Source organism: Flavobacterium sp. 103 (genome assembly GCF_003096795.1).
Classification (GTDB): domain Bacteria; phylum Bacteroidota; class Bacteroidia; order Flavobacteriales; family Flavobacteriaceae; genus Flavobacterium.
The window spans coordinates 4145427-4166885 of the sequence record NZ_QENX01000001.1 but is presented as its reverse complement, the minus strand read 5'-3'; the positions used below and the strand labels follow the sequence as shown (position 1 = coordinate 4166885).

General features: G+C 32.9%; 17 protein-coding genes. 13 read left to right on the top strand and 4 right to left on the bottom strand.

Annotated elements, in window-relative coordinates; all coding sequences use genetic code 11:
* Positions 1-136 precede the first annotated feature (136 nt).
* The 5 genes from C8C85_RS17635 to C8C85_RS17615 all read left to right on the top strand — a co-directional run bounded on the left by C8C85_RS17635 (position 137) and on the right by C8C85_RS17615 (position 8087).
* Entirely contained in the window at positions 137-2071 is a 1935-nt protein-coding gene (locus C8C85_RS17635) for an alpha-1,4-glucan--maltose-1-phosphate maltosyltransferase (RefSeq protein ID WP_116798195.1), read from the top strand.
* Positions 2071-3696 (top strand): maltokinase N-terminal cap-like domain-containing protein, encoded by a 1626-nt coding sequence (locus C8C85_RS17630; RefSeq protein ID WP_116798194.1) that lies wholly within the window; start codon positions 2071-2073, stop codon positions 3694-3696. The genes C8C85_RS17635 and C8C85_RS17630 overlap by 1 nt, the downstream gene beginning before the upstream one ends.
* A gap of 46 nt (positions 3697-3742) precedes the next feature.
* Positions 3743-5650 carry a 1,4-alpha-glucan branching protein GlgB gene (glgB, locus tag C8C85_RS17625; RefSeq protein WP_116798193.1) on the top strand — a complete coding sequence of 636 codons (1908 nt, stop codon included), beginning with the start codon at positions 3743-3745 and terminating at the stop codon, positions 5648-5650.
* A 109-nt stretch (positions 5651-5759) separates the two neighbouring features.
* Positions 5760-6575 carry a M48 family metallopeptidase gene (locus tag C8C85_RS17620; RefSeq protein WP_116798192.1) on the top strand — a complete coding sequence of 272 codons (816 nt, stop codon included), beginning with the start codon at positions 5760-5762 and terminating at the stop codon, positions 6573-6575.
* Positions 6576-6761: 186 nt separating this feature from the next.
* Positions 6762-8087, top strand: coding sequence for an MFS transporter (locus tag C8C85_RS17615; RefSeq protein WP_116798191.1), 1326 nt, complete (start codon positions 6762-6764; stop codon positions 8085-8087).
* A 116-nt stretch (positions 8088-8203) separates the two neighbouring features.
* Here the strand turns inward: C8C85_RS17615 and C8C85_RS17610 are convergent, their stop codons facing one another.
* The 4 genes from C8C85_RS17610 to C8C85_RS17595 form a co-directional block, all read right to left on the bottom strand.
* Complete coding sequence (locus C8C85_RS17610) at positions 8204-8923, bottom strand: head GIN domain-containing protein (RefSeq protein ID WP_116798190.1); 720 nt, start codon at positions 8921-8923, stop codon at positions 8204-8206.
* A 74-nt stretch (positions 8924-8997) separates the two neighbouring features.
* Complete coding sequence (locus tag C8C85_RS17605) at positions 8998-10068, bottom strand: hypothetical protein (protein ID WP_116798189.1); 1071 nt, start codon at positions 10066-10068, stop codon at positions 8998-9000.
* Entirely contained in the window at positions 10052-10597 is a 546-nt protein-coding gene (locus C8C85_RS17600; RefSeq protein WP_243412130.1) for an anti-sigma factor, read from the bottom strand. Before C8C85_RS17600 ends, C8C85_RS17605 begins: the two co-directional genes overlap by 17 nt.
* On the bottom strand, positions 10594-11148 hold the full coding sequence (locus C8C85_RS17595) for an RNA polymerase sigma factor (RefSeq protein ID WP_116798188.1): 555 nt from the start codon (positions 11146-11148) through the stop codon (positions 10594-10596). Before C8C85_RS17595 ends, C8C85_RS17600 begins: the two co-directional genes overlap by 4 nt.
* Before the next feature lie 175 nt (positions 11149-11323).
* On the opposite strand from C8C85_RS17595, the gene C8C85_RS17590 reads away from it, so the two are divergent.
* From C8C85_RS17590 to rpsA, 8 genes are all read left to right on the top strand, one after another.
* Positions 11324-12016 (top strand): hypothetical protein, encoded by a 693-nt coding sequence (locus C8C85_RS17590; RefSeq protein WP_116798187.1) that lies wholly within the window; start codon positions 11324-11326, stop codon positions 12014-12016.
* Between the two features lie 269 nt (positions 12017-12285).
* Positions 12286-14739 (top strand): endopeptidase La, encoded by a 2454-nt coding sequence (gene lon / locus C8C85_RS17585; protein WP_116798186.1) that lies wholly within the window; start codon positions 12286-12288, stop codon positions 14737-14739.
* A gap of 178 nt (positions 14740-14917) precedes the next feature.
* Positions 14918-15940: a type IX secretion system protein PorQ gene (porQ, locus tag C8C85_RS17580; protein WP_116798185.1), complete on the top strand. Its 1023-nt coding sequence runs from the start codon at positions 14918-14920 to the stop codon at positions 15938-15940.
* A gap of 73 nt (positions 15941-16013) precedes the next feature.
* Positions 16014-16595 carry a murein L,D-transpeptidase catalytic domain-containing protein gene (locus C8C85_RS17575; protein ID WP_116798184.1) on the top strand — a complete coding sequence of 194 codons (582 nt, stop codon included), beginning with the start codon at positions 16014-16016 and terminating at the stop codon, positions 16593-16595.
* 72 nt (positions 16596-16667) lie between these two features.
* Positions 16668-17360, top strand: coding sequence for a (d)CMP kinase (gene cmk / locus C8C85_RS17570; RefSeq protein ID WP_116798183.1), 693 nt, complete (start codon positions 16668-16670; stop codon positions 17358-17360).
* 78 nt (positions 17361-17438) lie between these two features.
* Entirely contained in the window at positions 17439-18821 is a 1383-nt protein-coding gene (locus tag C8C85_RS17565; protein ID WP_116798182.1) for a nucleoside permease, read from the top strand.
* A gap of 103 nt (positions 18822-18924) precedes the next feature.
* Positions 18925-19335, top strand: coding sequence for a hypothetical protein (locus C8C85_RS17560; RefSeq protein ID WP_116798181.1), 411 nt, complete (start codon positions 18925-18927; stop codon positions 19333-19335).
* A 259-nt stretch (positions 19336-19594) separates the two neighbouring features.
* Positions 19595-21373, top strand: a complete 1779-nt coding sequence (gene rpsA / locus C8C85_RS17555; RefSeq protein ID WP_111410796.1) for a 30S ribosomal protein S1 — start codon at positions 19595-19597, stop codon at positions 21371-21373.
* Positions 21374-21459: the final 86 nt, after the last annotated feature.

Below are 21459 nucleotides of genomic sequence, written 5' to 3'. Positions count from 1 at the left end.
ATTAATGCAATTTGATTTATTATTCACAATAAACAAAGTTTAATAAATCTAATTAATAGAATATCTGCATTTTTTAAAATTAGTTTCGATAAATATTCAATATTTACTAAATTACATGTTCAATTTAACTAATACCATGCAAAATCAAACTCGTATAATTATAGAAAATGTTTTGCCACAACTTAATGGTGGCGTCTTTGCAATAAAAAGAATTGTAGGTCAAAAAATAGTTGTCACCGCTGATGTTTTTTCAGATGGACATGATGTGATTCAATGCTGCATAAAATTCAAACACGAATCTGAAAACAGTTGGCAGGAAGTTCGAATGACTCCTACACACAATGATGAATGGTTTGCTGAATTCCATGTTGAAAAGCAAGGAAAGTATACTTATTTCGTTGAAGGATGGGTAGATTATGCATTGAATTGGCAACACGGTACAGAGCGAAAAATTAATGACAATCAATATGTAAAATCTGAATTACTGGAAGGTGCAGAATATCTTCGAGCCATTCTTAGTTCAGTTGATGCCTCCGAAAATGAATATCTCAATCGACTAGTTCATTATTTCACAACAGAATCTGAATATGACAATGCTGTACGAGAAACTAAATCGGAAGAATTAATTCGAATTTTCAAAAAATACCCCATCCGCTTTTTGGAAAACAAATCGATAGAATTAGAAGTATATGTGGATCGCAAAAAAGCACTCTTCAGCACTTGGTATGAATTCTTCCCACGTTCTGCTTCGCCAGAAGAAGGAAAACATGGTACATTTAAAGATTGTGAAAGACTGCTTCCAAGAGTTGCCGAAATGGGATTTGATACACTTTATTTCCCCCCAATTCATCCAATTGGTGAAGTGAATAGAAAAGGTAAAAACAATGCAACAAATGCCGAATATGGTGATGTTGGTTCTCCTTGGGGAATTGGTTCTCATTACGGTGGACACAAATCTACCCATCCCGAATTAGGAACGATTGAAGATTTTAAAGAATTAGTAAAAAAAGCCCAAGATTTAGGAATCGAAGTAGCTATGGATTATGCTTTACAAGCAGCTCCGGATCATCCTTATGTAAAAGACTTTCCACAATGGTTCAAATGGAGACCAGACGGAACAGTTCAATATGCCGAAAATCCTCCAAAAAAATACCAAGATATTCAGCCTATTTATTTTGAAAGTTCCGATTGGAAGAATCTTTGGAAAGAACTATTGGATGTCGCACTATTTTGGATTGAAGAATGTAATATTAAAATCTATAGAGTTGATAATCCGCACACAAAGCCTTTTTACTTCTGGGGTTGGTTAATTGCTGAAATCAAAAAGAAGCATCCCGATGTTTTGTTTTTGGCAGAAGCTTTTACACGTCCAAAAATCATGAACGAATTAGCTAAACAAGGTTTCAGTCAATCGTACACTTATTTCACATGGAGAAATTCCAAAAAAGAATTGACAGAATATGTGGAAGAGCTAACTCAAACAGAACAGACAGAATTTTACAGACCTAATTTTTGGCCCAATACGCCAGACATTAATCCTTTTGCTTTGCAAAATGGAAACGAATCAGTTCACTTGCAAAAATACTTTTTGGCTGCAACCTTAAGTTCTAACGTTGGAATTTACGGTCCTGTTTTTGAATACATGGTCAGTACTCCAATGGCTCCTGGAAAAGAAGAATATCTTGATTCCGAAAAATACCAATACTACAAATGGGACTGGACAATTCAAAACAAACTCACCACTCTAATTGCACGCATCAATAACATCAGAAAAGAACAAATTTCGTTGCAACAAACCAATAATATTGTTTTTTGCGAGACCAATAATGACCAAGTAATAGCATATTATAAATTTGATGATGATAAACAAGATGAAACGTTGATGATTGTAAGTTTAGACGCATTTCATACCGGTAGGGCAATGATTAAACTGCCACTAGACAAAATTGGAAATCAGCAAATTAGCGTTAGCGATTTGATTACGGGAAATACCTATTCATGGGACAATGAATGGAATTATGTAGAACTTCCTCCAGAATTACCTTTTCATCTATTTAAAATTCAGAAATAATGGTAGATAAAATTAACGAAGCCGAATATCAAAATCCGTTTGTATTTCATACAGATTGGGAAGATGCGCTTGAAGACGAAAATTTTAATAAAATTTTTGCCTCCGATATTTTAGAAAATTACATTATCAACAAAAGATGGTACGGCGGCAAAGCAAGTACTTTAAAATATATTGAGATAGTGCATTATTTTAAAATATCTTCAAATGACAATACATATTACGGCGTTTTATTAGAAGTTAATTTTAAAGAAGCCTTTTATCAACATTACTTTATGCCGTTGGCATTTATGTCTGAAGAGGATTTAGACACCAATACCGTTATTGCTCCAGTTATAATGAACGAAAAGGAGGGGTATCTTGTGGATGCTTTACATCAGGAAGATTTTAGAAAATTACTTTTTGATAAAATTATCCATTCCAAAAAAAATGAAGAGTCAAAAGTTACTTTTCACAAAGGAAAAGCATTGCATAGCAAAGAATATATTTCATCTCATTTTATGGGAGTAGAACAAAGTAATACTTCCATAGTTTACAATGATAATCTTGTTCTGAAAATTTTCAGAAGAATTTACATCAGCATGAATCCTGATTATGAAATTAGCCGGTTCCTTACTGAAAGAATGAATTTTAAGCATTCACCTGCTTATACAGGAAGCATTAGTATAGTTTCCTCTGATGGAAATATTACCCTTGGTTTAATGCAAGAATTAGTTCCAAATCAAGGAGATGCATGGAAATATATGCTGGAAGAAGTAGATCGAATTTTCGATAATTTGAATGCCAAAAAGATTTCAATAAGTAAACTCCCGGATATAGATTTGTTCAAAAGATTAAAATTAAATGATGTTCCGCATGAAATCATTGATTGGGCAGGATTGAGTATTTTTCTAAAAATCCAAACCTTGGCTACAAGAACTGCCGAAATGCATATTGCTTTAGGTAGTGATATTCATGAAACAGCATTTACACCCCTTACTTATAATGGAGATTATTCTGTTTGGTTAAAAAACAGATTAACCTATCAGTTTCAAAACCGCTTAAATATTTTGGAAAACAATTTGCATAAATTGGATGGTTTAGCTTTAGAGTTAGCCAATCAATTTTTGGATCATAAAAAAGAAATAAGAAAAGCATTCCTTGATTTTGACTGGACACAAATGAAATCAGAGCGGATTCGTATTCATGGAGATTACCATTTAGGCCAAGTTTTGGTTAATGGAGATGATTTTTATATACTCGATTTTGAAGGTGAGCCAGAAAGCACAATTCGCGACCGTAAAGTAAAACAACCTCCTTTAAAAGATGTTGCAGGAATGTTTCGTTCTTTTCATTACTCTATTTATGCCACTATTTTTAACAGTAATGATAAATATCCGTATGAACAAGAAGAACTTTTTCAAGCTAGCGAAATTTTATATAAATATTTTGTTGGCGTTTTTCTGAATACATACGTCGAAGTGGCTCAAGCAGGTAATCTAAATATTGGATATCAAAAAGAAATTGATTTTTTATTAAGATATTGTCTTCTGGAAAAAGCTATCTATGAACTGGGCTATGAATTAAATTCCAGACCAAGATGGTCTGTGATTCCTTTGAGAGGAATTGCTAGTATAATGAATTTTTAATAAAAATTAGTTGATTACAATTTCAACAAAAAAATAAAACACAAAAATGAACAAAGTACAAACCCATTCGCTTTTTACAGATTTTGACATTGATTTATTCAAAGCAGGGAAACATTTTAGACTTTACGAAAAATTAGGAGCACATCTTATTGAAGTTGATGGAGTAAAAGGTGTTTATTTCGCCGTATGGGCGCCATCGGCAAGAACAGTTTCAGTAATTGGTGACTTCAACTACTGGATTCAAGGTGAACATCCATTGCAGGTGCGTTGGGATTCATCAGGAATTTGGGAAGGTTTTATTCCCGGAATAGAGCAAGGAACTACCTATAAATATAAAATACAATCCAACAACGGAGGTATAATTACAGAAAAAGCAGATCCATTTGCTTTTTATTGCGAGAAACCACCTCATACAGCTTCGGTTATTTGGGATCTTGACTATAAATGGAAAGACAAAAAATGGATGCAAACCCGCAAAGAACATAATGACTTAGATAAACCGTATTCAGTTTATGAAGTTCATTTAGGCTCATGGAAAAGACATGGAGAAGAAAATCGATTTTTAACCTATTTAGAGTTTGCCGAAGATCTTGTAAAATATGTAAAAGAAACTGGATTTACTCATGTGGAGTTCATGCCGGTTATGGAATATCCTTATGATCCATCATGGGGTTATCAACTAATTGGCTATTTTGCACCTACATCCCGTTTTGGAGAGCCACAGGATTTCATGGTTTTAGTTGATAAATTACATCAAGCGGGTATTGGGGTAATTCTAGATTGGGTTCCCTCTCATTTTCCGGATGATGCCCATGGTTTAGGTTTTTTTGACGGTTCCAATTTATTTGAACACCCAGATCGAAGAAAAGGATATCATCCTGATTGGAAAAGTTTGGTTTTTAATTATGGACGAAATGAAATTCGTTCCTTCCTAATTAGTAATGCGCTATTTTGGTTGCAACACTATCACATAGACGGACTTAGAGTAGATGCTGTTGCATCTATGTTGTATTTGGATTATTCGAGAGAAGAAGGAGAGTGGGAACCCAATATTTATGGCGGAAGAGAAAACTTGGATACCATCAGTTTTTTGAAAGATTTTAATGAAGCCGTTTATGCCAATTATGAAGGTGTACAAACAATAGCCGAAGAAAGCACTTCTTTCCCAATGGTTTCCAGACCTACATTTGTTGGAGGGTTGGGTTTTGGAATGAAATGGATGATGGGTTGGATGCACGATACATTAGAATATTTTCAAAAAGAAACCGTCTATCGAAAATACCACCAAAATGATTTGACATTCTCCATGACTTATACCTACACCGAAAATTTTATGTTACCTCTTTCACATGATGAAGTTGTGTATGGGAAAAAGTCCATTCTAGGAAGAATGCCAGGAGACGAATGGCAAAAATTCGCAAATCTGCGTTTACTTTACAGTTATATGTTTACGCATCCGGGAACCAAATTATTGTTCATGGGAGCTGAATTTGGACAAAGCAGGGAATGGAATTTTGAAAGCAGTTTAGATTGGCATTTGTTGCAATATCCATTTCATGAAGGGATAAAAAAGGTCATCACCAAACTTAATAAATTGTATAAAACCGAGCCGGCTTTACATGAAAAACAGTTTAGTCAAGATGGTTTTGAATGGATCAACTATTCTGATCATGAAAATGCTGTGATGTCGTTTATTCGAAAAGGAAACAATCCCGAAGATGATTTAATTGTTGTCCTTAATTTTACCCAAGTGGTACGTGAGAATTATAGAATTGGTTTGCCAAAGTCAGGAAAACTTACAGAAATATTTAATAGTGATGCTGCAGATTTTGGAGGGAGCGGAGTAAAAAATACAAAAAAACTAAGTATTGAAACCAATCCTTATGATGGTAAAGAATATTCTACCGCTTTATTGCTTCCACCACTAAGTGTTGTGATTTTTAAAATATCCTAGAGCTATAATTTTTAATAATTATCGGAAAGTTGATACTTTTGAATTTAATTATGTAAAATATAAAACTAATAAAAGTTGCATTTTTGTATAGATATTTAAAGATAAGATTATGAAAAAATATTTATTAATAGGTGCAGGTGTAATTGGTTTATTTTATGCTTGCGCTACTAATCCTATAACAGGGAAAAACGAACTAAATTTTGTTTCCAACACTGAATTATTTCCTTCTTCATTCCAACAATATGGAACTTTTTTGAAGGAGAATAAAATAATTTCGGGAACGGCTGATTCAAAAAGGGTGGAAGTAGTTGGATTAAAAATTAAAACAGCGGCTGAAAAATATTTAGCTTATCTGGGACAGACCGGATATTTAAATGGTTACCAATGGGAGTATAAATTAATTGACAGCAAAGAAATTAACGCCTGGTGTATGCCTGGAGGAAAAATCGTTGTTTATTCAGGAATTTTACCAATAACTAAAGATGAAGCTGGTTTAGCAACCGTTTTAGGACACGAGGTTTCTCATGCATTGGCAAATCATGGCGCACAAAGAATGAGTGCCTCACAATTGCAAGAATTAGGTGCAGTAGGAGTTGCAGTTGCGACAGGTCAGCAAAGTGCTGAAAAACAACAAATGTGGCAACAATATTATGGTTTAGGTTCTGAAGTAGGAGTAATGCTTCCATTTAGTCGAAACCATGAAAGCGAAGCCGATAAAATTGGACTTACTTTAATGGCAATAGCTGGTTACAATCCAGATGAAGCTATTGTTTTTTGGCAAAGAATGACAACACAATCGGGAGGTCAATCACCACCAGAATTCTTAAGTACACACCCTTCTGATGCTACAAGAATGGCAAATTTAAAGGCATTGATTCCAGAAGCAAGAGCAATGGCTGCAAAAGTTAATGCATCTTATAAATAATTGCCATCAGCAATAATTAAATTTTTAGAACTATTTAGGCTATTCTTTTTAAGAATAGCTTTTTTTATAAATCATATTGAACCCAATAATAGTAATAATTTATTATTAAAAATTTAATATATGAAAAAACGCTATTTATTGTTATTCCAACTGAAAAATAAATAAATTCGCAAATAAAAAACAAACATGGCAGAATTAGCAAAAGGAAGCAAAAAGTTATTGAATGCATGGGCATTTTACGATTGGGCAAATTCAGTATACCCATTGGTAATTTCTTCGGCCATATTTCCAATCTTTTATGAATCTTTATTTTCAGACAGAGATCATTATATAGCCGTTTTTGGAATGAACTTAAAAAATTCGGCGTTAATTAGCTTTGTTACCGCTGCAGCGTTTCTGATGGTTGCCCTTTTTTCACCTTTATTATCTGGAATTGCCGATTATGTTGGGAATAAAAAATCTTTCATGAAATTCTTCTGCTATACTGGAGCTCTTTCTTGTATTGGCCTAAACTGGTTTAGTCTAGATAATATTTATGTCGGACTATTTTTTTACTTTTTCGGATTAATCGGCTTCTGGGGAAGTTTAGTTTTTTATAATTCTTATTTACCAGATATCGCTTTCAACGAACAGCAAGATGCGGTCAGTGCCAAAGGATATTCTCTAGGATACATTGGGAGTGTGATTTTATTAATAGTAAATCTTGCTATGGTAATGATGCCCGATACTTTTGGAATAACCGGAAATACTAAAGGCGAAGCCGCAATGAAAGCAATGAAATATTCCTTTGTAATGGTTGGAGTTTGGTGGATTATATTCAGTCAATATACTTATTATTTTTTGCCAAAAGGAAATAAAAATACAGACCGAAAAGTGACCAAAGCGGTTGTCTTTAATGGTTTTAAAGAATTGAAAAAAGTTTGGGGATTATTGGAAGCCAACATTCCGCTAAAAAGATATTTACTTAGCTTTTTTGTTTACAGCATGGCCGTTCAAACCGTAATGCTTATTGCTACTTATTTTGGTTCTCAAGAAATAGCTTGGGAATCCGCAAGCCAAAGCCAAACGGGATTGATTATCTGTATTTTATTAATACAAATTATTGCTGTAGTTGGAGCTATTTTAACATCAAAAGCTTCGGCAAAATTTGGAAATATACCAACCCTTATTGTAATCAATTGTTTTTGGGTCATACTTTGTTCTGCTGCTTATTTTATTGTAACTCCTAATCAATTTTATATCATGGCTGCACTTGTGGGACTTGTAATGGGTGGAATTCAGGCTTTATCACGTTCTACCTATTCCAAACTTTTGCCAGAAACAGAAGATACTGCTTCTTTTTTCAGCTTTTATGATGTTACCGAAAAAATCGGGATTGTAATTGGGATGTGTGTGTATGGTGCCATTGATCAAATTACCGGAAGCCCAAGACTCGCAATTGTGTTTTTGGCTGTGTTTTTTGTAATTGGCGTTTTACTTTTGAATAGAGTTCCCAAAAAAGAGAACAAATAGTTTTCTAAACGAATTTCGTTTCAAAATCCTTTTTTTACACAGAACGCATAAAAATACCGCAGATTCATGGATTTTTATATAATCCACAAATCTGCGGTATTTTTTTTTAGTTTTTATTATACTTTTGAAATATCACCAGAGCCACTCACTTTGGTGTCTTTTGTTTTAGGATCTCCTTTGTATTCAATATCTCCAGAACCTGAAACTCTTGCAAATAAACTCTCACTACAATTTACTTTCATATCTCCCGAACCTAAAATCGTAAGATTCGCATTTTTTGCTGTCAAATTAATAGCATTCACATCTCCTGAACCTGAAGTTTTGGAAACAAAATTATCAGAACTTCCTGTTAAAACAACATCTCCGGAACCACTCAAATTGGATTCAAAATCGGTTGCCTTAACATCTAAAGTCAAATCACCAGAACCTGATAATTTAGCTTTAAAAGTAGGACTGACGATGGTATTTTTAGAGCTGACGTCTCCAGATCCGGAAAGAGAAACTGAACTTATTTGTTCAAAAGGCACTGTCACAATCAGCTTCTTCTTTGTGTCGATTTGAACATTTTTCTCGTTGGAAATTTTCAATACATTTCCGGTCACTTCAACTATGATGTGAGGGATTATATTTTCCTCCCCTTCAATAGTTAATGCACCTTCAGTTCCCGAAACCAAAACCACATCAAAAGAACCTGTAAGAACTATTTCGTCATATCCCGCAGTAGTTCTTTTCTCAGTAACTACTTTTCCGTTACCTTTTATTCTTGACCATTGTGCATTTGCAATTGTTGTAAAAAACAAAGCACTAAAAACAACTAATAAAACCGATTTTTTCATTTTTTATTGATTAAAATTATTGATTGATTATTGAAACCCTTTTGCCATTGCTATTGCTATTGAAATTAAATTAACTATTGAACTTCTTTTTTATACAATTTTACATTACCATAATCAGAGGTAATTGAAATCTTGTTTTCACCTTTTTTCTTGTAAAATCCGCTGACTCTTTTAGTGTAATTAGTTTCTTCTCTTGAATTTACGCTCAACTCGTTGTCATATTTAAAATCGCCATATCTTACCGATACATCAAAATCAAAGGCATAATTAGATTGGAAACCAATATCAATCCCTGTGTAACCAGCCACAATGTTTATATTATTCGCTTTAGGCTGAATGGCATCAATCGAGATATTACTGTATTTTGTGTTTAACTTCATTTGATTTGACACAGAACCCACATCAATAGTCAGATAATTTCCATTTCCATCCAATGAATTGATTTTTTTGATTCTAACACTACCATATTTACTGTTGTATTTTACATCATTCCCTTCGTTGATCTCAATTTCAGAATAATCCGAAAGTAAATCAAGTTTGGCTACTTCATTCATTTTTAATCCAGAATATTTAGAAGTTATTGCTCCGTTTTTTAGATATTCAATAGTAGAACTTGAACAATAACCAATTTGTACGGTATTATTATTACCGTTTAATTTTCCCAAATTAATTTTTCCGTATTTACAATTGATGTCAGTAGTGGAAAAGAGATCTGAAGTACCAATATTTCCGTACTTGTTATTCAATTTCACAGTCCCGTTCTTAGGAATCTTGATAGTGTAATTGATTTCGAAATTATTATTTCTCCCATTGGTTTTTGTGCTCATATTTCCAAAAACAGTTTTGGCGCTAACCATGCTTTTTAAAGCTACAAAATCCACATCGATACCAGCTAATTTTTCATTAACCCATTTCTCATTATCGCCACTGACCTTAATGAGAACTTCAATTTCAATTTTATCCTCATTCCAAGTGGTCACAAAAATACTTCCATAGGAGTTCTCAATATTTATTCCCGCATCGCTGTTCACGATATAGGCTTTATTGATAACTTTTTGTTTTGTATAATTAAAATCATCATTCGAAAATCCTAAAAAAGGGATTAACAAAAGAAGTAATAGTAGTATGTTAAATTGTTTTTTCATCGTTTAATTTTTTAAGTTTTTCAGTTTCTTCAATATGTTGCAAAACATTTTGCAAAAATGAAATTCGGGTTTGTAGATTGCTGATCATAGCATAAATAATAGGTTTGCTTTCACCATTAACATCCAATTCATGCTTGATTTTTTCATAATCGCTATCTAGCGATTTCATTTGTTGCAATGCGTCATTTACAATTTTTTCATTCTCAGGTGATTTTTTAGCTTTAATTTGTTCTAATTGATGTTCAATCAAAACGGTAAAAATTGAATCTGTTTGTTTGGTTTCTTTAGACGCAAATTTCAGTTCTTTAGGCCTTTCATTACTATTGGTATAAAACAATGTAATCCCAAGTATAACAACCACGGAAGCAGCTATAGCATAAATAAAACCAAAATCCTTTTTTCGTTTTTTAAGAGCCAATTTTTCTGAAAACCGATTTTGATGTTGGCTATCCATTTCATGAACATCCCATTGATTTTCTAGATTTTCAAATAATTGATCCAATTTTTCATTTTCATTTTTCATTTTCATATCTCATTTAATTTTTTTCTTAAACTTTCTTTAGCTCTGCTTAATGTAGTTCGACAATTGGCATAACTAATTTTAAGAATTTCACTTATTTCTTCTTGATCGTAACCCTCAATATAGAATAAGGTAAGAACCATGCTGTAATTGTATTTCAAGGACTGAATGGCGTCCAAAACCTGTTTGACTTTTAAATCGTTAAAATCTAATTTTTCCTCCCAATCATTTTCTGGTTCTTCTAGTTTGTAAAGTGTTTTTTCAAAATCTTCTGTTTTAAATGGATTATTCTTTTTGTAAAAATCAATACTATAATTCACTATTATCCGTTTCAACCAAGCTCCAAAGGCTACTTCTTGTTTGAAATCATTTATTTTGGTAAATGCTTTCAAAAAGCCTTCTTGCATGACGTCTTCGGCAAAATGCTCGTCTTTCACAATTCGATAGGCCACATTATACATCGCCTTGCAATAGCGATTATAAATCTCGAATTGTGCTTTCTGATTGTTCTCTTTGCAAAGCGAAATTAATTCCTCGATATTTTGACTGGTCAGATTCAATTAAATAGTTATGATTTGTAGTAAAGACATGAAAATTTTTGGTTTGTTACAGTTTACGCTTTTTTTTTGATAAATAAAAAACTGTAATATTTAGATTAAAAAAAAAACATAATTATAATATTTTTTAGTAATAAAAATAATGTTATTTTTGGCTTATAAAATATAAAACCAATTTATGAAAAATTTTACAACTTCTTTTTTATTACCGCTTTTACTAGCATTCTCTTTTGTTGCGTGTACTAATGATTCTTCAAGTGATGATTCAGTTGCCGAAAATTCGACTGGTGATTATTGGCCAACAACGGTAGATAATAATTGGGTTTTTACTCAAAATGGGGAAGAAACCACGATGAAAATAATTGGTACTGATGAAATGGATGGAGCTAAATATTATAAATTCAATCAAATGGTTGGAGCTACAGCTTCACTTGATGCACAAACATCTGTTTGGATTAAGAAAAACAAAGGAGATTATTATATCAAAATAGGAGAGATTAATATTGATTTTGGAAGTTTTACAGGTAAGATGACAGGATACGAATTTATTATCTTAAAAGATTATTTGGAAGTCAATCAAACCTGGAGTGGTAATTTTAAAAATACTACAAGTTATAATGTTCCTGATTTCCCCAGCATTGTCACAACAGTAAATTATACAGGAAAAATTTTAGAGAAAGGATCCGTTTTAATAGTTAATGGTACAACGTTTAAAGATGTGATTAAATTTAGCTTTACACAAAAAGCTTCTGTTAGCGGACAAGCTAGTTCTGAAAGTGTAACAAATTATTGGATCGCAAAAAATGTAGGTGTAATAAAAATGGAAACTAATGGAGCTCTCAGTGAACTTAAATCATATGTTATAAAATAACATATTAAAAATTTAATTCAAAAACCCAAAATTATTTTTTGGGTTTTTTTATGCTTTTTAGTTATAGTAACTCCTTTATTTTTTATAATTATAAAATAAAATAAAAATCTTGGTCATCGATTAATACTTTTTGGCACAATGATTGCCTTATTTTACAGCTCAATATTATACTGTATTTATACATCGATATTAGCCTAAAATATTGTTGCGATACCTTATATTTGCGTTCCGATTTAAAAAATTAATGACAAAAAGACTTAAATACTACTATGTCAAATCATAAAATACTTACTATTGACAATCTGTCACTTCAAGAATTTGATTCTGAAGCCGAATTAATTCCATTATTGACTCCAGAAGATGAGGAAGAAATGAACAACGAAGAATTACCGGATTCTTTACCTATTTTACCTTTACGCAATACGGTTTTATTTCCTGGAGTAGTTATTCCGATTTCAGCTGGAAGAGATAAATCAATCAAATTGATTAATGATGCTAATGCAGCCGGAAAAGTAATAGGAGTTGTGGCTCAAATCAATGAAGAAGATGAAGACCCAACATTTAATGATATTCATAAAATTGGTACTGTAGCCCGAATTTTAAGGGTTTTAAAAATGCCTGACGGTAACGTTACAGTAATATTACAAGGAAAGAAGCGTTTTGAAATAGCCGAAATGGTTTCAGAAGAACCTTATCTTACGGCTAATATTAAAGCGGTTCCTGAAAAAAGACCAACCAAAAAAGACTCTGAATTCAATGCAATAATTGATTCGGTAAAAGAATTGGCAGTTAAGATTGTCAACGAAAGCCCAAACATTCCTTCAGAAGCAACATTTGCCATCAAAAACATAGGAAGTCCTTCATTTTTGATCAATTTTGTTTCTTCCAATATGAATTTATCGGTAAAAGAAAAACAAGATTTATTATCGATAAATGGACTGAAAGAGCGTGCCTTGGAAACACTTCGTTTCATGAATGTTGAGTTGCAAAAACTAGAATTAAAGAACGATATTCAATCCAAAGTTCGTTTTGACTTAGATCAACAGCAAAGAGAATATTTCTTGCATCAGCAAATGAAAACTATCCAAGAAGAATTGGGTGGTGTTTCACAGGAGGAAGAAATGGACGAAATGAGTGTGAAAGCCAAATCCAAAAAATGGGACGAAAAAACGCAAAAACATTTCGAAAAAGAATTGTCCAAAATGCGCAGAATGAATCCACAAGCTCCTGATTTTGGAATCCAAAGAAACTATCTTGAACTATTTTTGGAATTGCCATGGGGCGAATATTCTAAAGATAATTTTGACTTAAAACATGCCCAAAAAGTATTGGACAAAGATCATTTTGGATTGGAGGATGTCAAAAAAAGAATGATTGAGCATTTGGCCGTTCTTAAATTAAGAAATGACATGAAGTCTCCAATTATTTGTTTAACGGGACCTCCAGGTGTTGGTAAAACATCTATCGGTAGATCTGTTGCAGAAGCTTTGGGAAGAGAATATGTTCGTATCTCATTAGGTGGATTACGTGATGAAGCTGAGATTCGTGGTCACAGAAAAACCTATATTGGAGCTATGCCAGGACGAATCATCCAGAGTTTAAAGAAAGCTGGAACATCAAATCCTGTGTTTGTTTTGGATGAAATAGACAAACTCTCTTCTAGTCATAACGGAGATCCTTCTTCTGCATTATTGGAAGTTTTAGATCCAGAACAGAATAGTTCGTTTTATGATAATTTCCTTGAAATGGGTTATGATTTATCCAAAGTGATGTTCATAGCCACTTCCAACAATATGGCCGCTATTCAGCCCGCTTTGGTAGACAGAATGGAAATCATAAAAATGTCAGGTTATACTACTGAAGAGAAAGTTGAAATTGCAAAAAAACATTTGTTCCCAAAACAATTGACTGCTCACGGTTTGAAGGCCAAAGATTTAAGTATTGGTAAAAAACAATTGGAAAAAATTGTTGAAGGTTACACTCGTGAATCTGGTGTCCGCGGATTGGAAAATAAAATTGCGCAAATCGTTCGTAATGCAGCCAAATCGGTTGCGATGGAGGAGGAGTACAACAAAAAAATAACCGATGAAGATATTGTAAAAGTATTAGGCGTTCCAAGATTAGAAAGAGACAAATATGAAAACAATGAAGTTGCCGGTGTCGTTACAGGTTTAGCTTGGACAAGTGTTGGTGGCGACATTCTTTTTATAGAATCATTACTTTCTCCAGGAAAAGGAGCAATGACGATTACTGGTAATTTAGGTACTGTAATGAAAGAATCGGCTACTATTGCTTTAGAATACATTAAAGCCAATGCCGAATTAATGGGATTGAATCCAGAAATACTTTCTAAGTATAACATTCATTTACACGTTCCGGAAGGAGCCACTCCAAAAGATGGTCCAAGTGCAGGTATTGCCATGCTGACTTCGTTAGTTTCGTTACTTACTCAAAAACGAGTGAAGAAAAACTTGGCTATGACAGGAGAAATCACTTTGCGAGGAAAAGTATTGCCTGTTGGTGGTATAAAAGAAAAAATATTGGCAGCCAAAAGAGCTAATATTAAGGAAATCATCTTATGTCACGAAAACAAAAGTGATATCGATGAAATTAAAGCTGAATATTTAGAAGGTCTTACCTTTCATTATGTGAAAGAAATGAGTGAAGTTTTGGAATTGGCCATAACTAAAGAGAAAGTCAAAAATGCAAAAGAATTAAAATAACAAAAAATAAAATTTCAATTCTGAAAGGAATCATTTTTGATAGCCTATAAAATTCCAAACTCCAATTCATACAATTGGAATTTGGAATTTTATTTTTAAAGTTTAATATAAGTATTTTATAATTTTATAATTTTATCTTCGCAGCTGCGTTTTAAATATTAGAAACAGCTTTTAAAGTATGTCCCAAAAACTTTTGTTATTCTATTTATTTTCTATATCTATGGTATCATACGGTCAAATAGGAGGGAAGTATACTTATGAGTTTTTAACCTTGGTTACGTCTCCAAGGCAAGCTGCTCTAGGAGGAAAAACAATTACAATTTATGATGAAGATGTTAATGAAGCCTTGTTTAATCCTGCAACAATAAATGAAGAAATGAACAATCATTTGGCAGTGAATTATGGTAATTACTATAAAGAAGTTACTTATGGTACGGCTTCATATGCGTATACCTACGACCAACATTTACAAACATTTCAGGCAGGTATAAATTATATCAATTACGGAAAATTTGAAGGTTATGACGAAAACGGTTTGCCTACATCAGAATTTACAGGAAGTGAACTTGCTCTTTCTCTGGGATATGCCTATAATATTCCTTATACTGATGTTCATTTGGGAGCCAATGCCAAACTGATTGAATCTACACTAGAAAGCTACAATTCCTTTGGGGCTGCCGTAGATTTAGGAATGGTTTATATTGACGAAAAAAATGATGTGAATTGGGCATTGACCTTAATGAATATTGGAACTCAATTTACTACTTACGACGGTACCAGAGAAAAATTACCCTTTGAAATAATCGCTGGAGTTTCGCAGGAATTAGAACATGTTCCCATACGCTGGCACTTCACACTCGAAAATTTACAACAATGGAATTTGGCTTTTTCAAATCCTGTTCGCTCAGAAACTTCAATTGATGGCAGCATCACAGAGGAAAACATATCTTTTTTCAACAATGCGTTGCGGCATATGATTTTGGGAGTTGAACTTTTTCCAAAAAAGGCTTTTAACCTTAGATTAGGATATAATTTCCGAAGATCCGCTGAATTGCAAATCCAAGACCAGCGAAATTTTTCTGGTCTTTCCTTGGGATTTGGATTAAAACTAAATAAATTAAAATTCAATTATTCTTATTCGAAATATACTCTGGCGGGAAATACAAGTTTGTTTGGACTGACAGTTAATTTTAATGAGTGATTTATAAAAAAATGGCATAGACATTGATGCAGTTAGTAATGATAAAAGTCTAATTTATAAATAAGTTAAAGTGATGAGAAAAATACTTTTAATTTTTATTCCACTATTTCTTTCGAGCTTTAGTATAAATTCTGATGATAATTCAACTGAAGAAAAACTTAATACTCAAGTTGAAGAAGTAAGAAAAATCGTTAATGAAAATCCTAAATTTAATAAGGAAATTGCTTTTTTTATTGATATGAAAATACGATCAGGTAAAAATCGCTTTTTTATTTATGATTTGAAAAATAATACAATTATTGATGAAGGATTAGTTGCCCACGGCTCAGGCTCAGAAACTGGAATTCCAGGAAAACTAAAATTTAGCAATGTAGCTAATTCTCTTAGTACATCATTGGGGAAATATTCGATAGGAAAGTATTACAATGGCCAATTTGGCAAAGCATATAAATTATATGGATTAGATGAAACAAACAGTAATGCTTTTCGCAGAAGTATAGTTTTGCACAAATTTTGGGCAGTTCCTTATGAAGAACAAGATAAATGTATATGTACAAGTTATGGCTGTCCTATGGTTAATGAAACTTATTTTAGTAGAATAGAAAAAATAATAGACAATTCTAAAACAAACATTATTCTTAGCATTTACTACTAAAGAGTAACTACTAAGAATAATGTTTGTTTTATAAAACGATATAAGACAACACAAATAATTAATTTTAGAAAATTGAAAAAAATTACCATAGCAATAGACGGATTTTCATCCACTGGAAAAAGTACTTTGGCCAAACAGCTTGCCAAACATTTGGGATATGTTTATGTAGATACAGGAGCTATGTATCGTGCTGTTACTTTGTATGCGATGCAAAACAATTGCGTTGGAACTGATTTTTTGGATAAAGAAAAATTGGTAAAAAGCTTACCTTCTATAAAATTGAGTTTTAAATTCAATCCTGAATTGGGTTTTGCCGAAATGTACTTGAACGATATCAATGTGGAGAAGGAAATCCGAACTTTGGAAGTTTCCAATTTTGTTAGCAAAATAGCAGCTATTTCAGAAGTGCGTTCTAAATTGGTAGAACAACAACAGGAAATGGGCAAAGAAAAAGGAATTGTTATGGACGGTAGAGATATTGGAACGGTTGTTTTTCCTAATGCAGAACTTAAAATATTCATGACTGCTGGAGCAGATACCCGTGCGCAAAGACGTTTTGACGAATTACAGGCAAAGGGCGATTCAGTTACTTATGAAGAGGTTTTAAAGAATGTGGTTGACCGCGATTATGTTGATACCCACCGAGATGACTCTCCTTTGGTAATGGCAGAGGATTCTATAGAAGTTGATAATTCTTATTTAGATCGAAAAGAACAATTTGATGTGGTTTTGGAGTTAGTAAATGAAGTAATTAATACTTTATAATTTTTTTGGTAATCTCAATTTTAATAGTAGATTTACGCGCCACAAAAATTCTACAAACATTAAAACGCAATTCATCTTATGGGAATTAAAAACAGATTGATAATAATGAGCTTTCTTCAATTCTTTGTTTGGGGAGCTTGGTTAATTACAATTGCAAATTATTGGTTTGGAACCAAAAACTGGGAAGGTACTCAATTTGGTTTAGTCTTTGGAACAATGGGAATTGCTTCTCTTTTTATGCCTACAATTGCTGGTATTATTGCTGACCGATGGATTAATGCCGAAAAATTATACGGAGCCCTTCATATTTTATATGGTGCAGTTTTGTTTTATATCCCAGAAGTTAGTACTCCAAGTACCTTTATTTATGTTATGCTTTTGGCTATGTGTTTTTACATGCCAACAATCGCTTTGAGCAATTCAATTTCATACAATGCTTTAAAGATTAACAACAAGGATGTTGTTAAAAATTTCCCGCCAATTCGTGTTTTTGGAACTATAGGATTTATAGTGGCGATGTGGATGACTAATTTAACAGGAAACAAAGCAACCGCTTATCAATTTTATATCGCTGGAATTGCAGCTGTTGTATTGGGAATTTATTCTTTTACTTTACCTAAATGTAAACCACAACGCTTAATCAAAGAAGATGCTTCTTTGATGGAAACATTAGGATTGGAGTCTTTCAAATTATTTGCTAATTACAAAATGGCATTATTTTTTATTTTTTCTATGTTTTTGGGAGGTGCTTTGCAACTAACAAACGCTTATGGCGATGTCTTTTTGGATGAGTTTAAACATTTTCCAAAATACGCTGATTCTTTTGTAATAAAATATTCTACCATTATTATGTCTATTTCTCAAATTTCTGAGACTTTATTCATACTTGCCATCCCATTTTTCTTGAAACGTTTTGGAATCAAACAGGTAATGTTGATTAGTATGTTGGCTTGGGTATTGCGTTTTGGATTGTTTTCTTTTGGAAATCCTACCGATGGATTGTGGATGATTATATTGTCTTGTATCGTTTATGGAATGGCTTTTGATTTCTTCAATATATCAGGTTCTTTGTTTGTGGAGACACATACTGATGCTAAAAATCGTTCGTCAGCTCAAGGAATGTTTATGATGATGACCAATGGAGTAGGAGCAATACTGGGAAGTACGACTTCAGGATGGGCAATTGATCGTTTTTTCACAAAGTCGTTTAATTCTACAACTGACTTGGCTTCGTTTTTACAAACAGATGTTACAAACTCAAAAATGGTCGAATTTGTAAAAAGTCAAGGAAATTCTATTTCTGCAGATGGCTTGTTCGACAAAGTAATTATGATGAAAGATTGGCATATGATTTGGTTGGCTTTTGCTGCTTATGCTTTGATTGTTGCGATTGCGTTTGCCATTTTATTCAAGCATGAGCACAATCCAAATGAAGAGGTAGTTGAGAATTTGAGTCATTAATTCTAATTTAGATTGAAATATACAATCCTAACAGGTTTTAAACTTGTTAGGATTTTTTACTTATAAAGACAAATTATAAAAGACAACTACAAAAACGATAATTATGATTAAACAAATTTTAGGGGTAATTACAGGTTATGCCATTTTTGTGATAAGTTCTGTGTTACTTTTTAGGCTTTCAGGTGTTAAACCACATGTCGAAGCATCTGTTGCTTTTATGTTTTTGACATTCATTTATGGAACTGCCTTTTCATTCCTTAGCGGGTTAGTTACTCAAATTATTGCCAAAACAAAGAACCTAAAAGTCAATTTTATACTTTTTATTATTATGGCTGGTTTTGCCACTTTTTCTCTTTTTAAATCTGATGGTAGTTCTTGGACTCAGTTGTTGGCCATTTTTGTTTTTTTCTCCAATTTCGATTTTAGGCGGATTGTTTATAATCAAAAAAAACAATATAACCTAACTAGCCCCGATAGCAGTGAAAATCCTTATAAGCCGGGGTTCGGCTTATAAGATTGTAACGGATAGCGGGAACAATGCCAATAAATACGCCTAATCGTTCGCTCCTAAACCTTTTTTTTGGCTGTTTAACGTTTTGTGTAAATATCTCTCTATAAATATTTTGCCATATTAAATAAAAGAATTAATTTTGCACACCTTTTGGTAGAGAAGAGTTTCCTTTAGGTATCAACAATTTAAGTAAAACAACTTCTGTATTTTTCTATCGCATGAAGAAACTCGAGAAAAAACAGAATACAAATTTTTTATCAGCATGTCTGAACAATTAAAATCACAAGAAGAGTTTTTAGCAAATTTTAACTGGCATAACTTCGAAGAAGGTATCGATGCAGTAGATGAGAAAAACTTATTGGAATTCGAAGAACTAGTATCAAAAACTTTTATTGCAACTGACCAAGAAGAAGTAGTTGAAGGAGTAGTTGTAAGAATCACAGATAGAGACGTTATCGTTGATATCAACGCAAAATCGGAAGGTGTTATTTCATTAAACGAATTCCGTTACAACCCAGCGTTAAAAGTAGGTGACAAAGTAGAAGTATTAATTGACATCCGTGAGGACAAAACAGGTCAATTGGTATTATCTCACAGAAAAGCACGTACTATCAAATCATGGGATAGAGTTATTTCTGCTAACGAAACAGGTGAAATCGTTAATGGTTTTGTAAAATGCAGAACTAAAGGTGGTATGATCGTTGATGTTTTCGGAATTGAAGCTTTCTTACCAGGATCTCAAATTGATGTTAAGCCAATTAGAGACTACGATGTATATGTAAACAAAATGATGGAATTCAAAGTGGTAAAAATCAACCACGAATTCAAAAATGTTGTTGTTTCTCATAAAGCGCTTATTGAAGCGGATATTGAAGTACAGAAAAAAGAAATCATCGGTCAATTACAAAAAGGACAAGTATTAGAAGGTGTTGTTAAAAACATTACTTCTTATGGTGTGTTTATTGACTTAGGTGGTGTTGATGGATTAATTCACATTACTGACCTTTCTTGGAGTAGAATCAACCACCCAAGTGAAGTTCTTGAATTAGACCAAAAATTAAATGTTGTAATCCTTGATTTCGATGATGAGAAAACAAGAATTCAATTAGGATTGAAACAATTGAACGCTCACCCGTGGGATGCTTTGAACGCTGATTTGAAAATTGGTGACAAAGTAAATGGTAAAGTAGTTGTAATCGCTGATTACGGTGCATTTATCGAAGTTGCTGAAGGTGTTGAAGGTTTAATCCACGTTTCTGAAATGTCATGGTCAACTCATTTACGTTCTGCTCAAGATTTCGTAAAAGTTGGAGATGTTGTTGAGGCTGTTATCTTAACTTTAGATAGAGATGACCGTAAAATGTCATTAGGTATCAAACAATTGACTCAAGATCCTTGGACTGACATTACTTCTAAATACCCAGTAGGTTCTAAACATACAGGTATCGTTAGAAACTTTACAAACTTTGGAATTTTCGTAGAATTGGAAGAAGGAATTGATGGATTAATCTACATTTCTGACCTTTCTTGGACTAAGAAAATCAAACACCCATCTGAATTTGTAAATGTTGGTGAAAAATTAGATGTAGTTGTATTAGAATTAGATGTTGACGGACGTAAATTATCTTTAGGTCACAAACAAACTACTGCTAATCCTTGGGATCAATACGAAGATTCTTTCGCAGTTGGAACTATCCACACAGGTGAAATTTCTGAAATCGTTGACAAAGGAGCTACTGTAGAATTCGGAGATGATATCGTTGCTTTCATTCCTACACGTCACCTTGAAAAAGAAGACGGTAAGAAATTGAAAAAAGGTGATACTGCTGATTTCAAAGTAATTGAATTCAACAAAGAATTCAAAAGAGTAGTTGCTTCTCACACTGCTATCTTCCGCGAAGAAGAAGAGAAAAATGTGAAAGCTGCAACTGAAAATACTTCATCTGCATCTACTACAAACGCACCAGCTGCAACTTTAGGAGATAACAATGATGTATTGGCTGCATTGAAAGCTAAAATGGAAAAATCAGAGAAAAAATAATTTCTTGATTTTTTGAATATAGGAAGCCCCGCAAACTGCGGGGCTTTTTTTGTTTTAAAAATCATTCAAACTTATTATTGTTAAAA

Coding starts and splice junctions, on each gene's coding strand:
- lon (WP_116798186.1), top strand. CDS start 12,286: ATGTCAAATCATAAAATACTTACTATTGACAATCTGTCACTTCAAGAA.
- rpsA (WP_111410796.1), top strand. CDS start 19,595: ATGTCTGAACAATTAAAATCACAAGAAGAGTTTTTAGCAAATTTTAAC.
- C8C85_RS17620 (WP_116798192.1), top strand. CDS start 5,760: ATGAAAAAATATTTATTAATAGGTGCAGGTGTAATTGGTTTATTTTAT.
- C8C85_RS17630 (WP_116798194.1), top strand. CDS start 2,071: ATGGTAGATAAAATTAACGAAGCCGAATATCAAAATCCGTTTGTATTT.
- C8C85_RS17635 (WP_116798195.1), top strand. CDS start 137: ATGCAAAATCAAACTCGTATAATTATAGAAAATGTTTTGCCACAACTT.
- C8C85_RS17565 (WP_116798182.1), top strand. CDS start 17,439: ATGGGAATTAAAAACAGATTGATAATAATGAGCTTTCTTCAATTCTTT.
- C8C85_RS17560 (WP_116798181.1), top strand. CDS start 18,925: ATGATTAAACAAATTTTAGGGGTAATTACAGGTTATGCCATTTTTGTG.
- C8C85_RS17615 (WP_116798191.1), top strand. CDS start 6,762: ATGGCAGAATTAGCAAAAGGAAGCAAAAAGTTATTGAATGCATGGGCA.
- C8C85_RS17575 (WP_116798184.1), top strand. CDS start 16,014: ATGAGAAAAATACTTTTAATTTTTATTCCACTATTTCTTTCGAGCTTT.
- C8C85_RS17590 (WP_116798187.1), top strand. CDS start 11,324: ATGAAAAATTTTACAACTTCTTTTTTATTACCGCTTTTACTAGCATTC.
- C8C85_RS17605 (WP_116798189.1), bottom strand. CDS start 10,068: ATGAAAAAACAATTTAACATACTACTATTACTTCTTTTGTTAATCCCT.
- porQ (WP_116798185.1), top strand. CDS start 14,918: ATGTCCCAAAAACTTTTGTTATTCTATTTATTTTCTATATCTATGGTA.
- C8C85_RS17600 (WP_243412130.1), bottom strand. CDS start 10,597: ATGAAAATGAAAAATGAAAATGAAAAATTGGATCAATTATTTGAAAAT.
- C8C85_RS17610 (WP_116798190.1), bottom strand. CDS start 8,923: ATGAAAAAATCGGTTTTATTAGTTGTTTTTAGTGCTTTGTTTTTTACA.
- glgB (WP_116798193.1), top strand. CDS start 3,743: ATGAACAAAGTACAAACCCATTCGCTTTTTACAGATTTTGACATTGAT.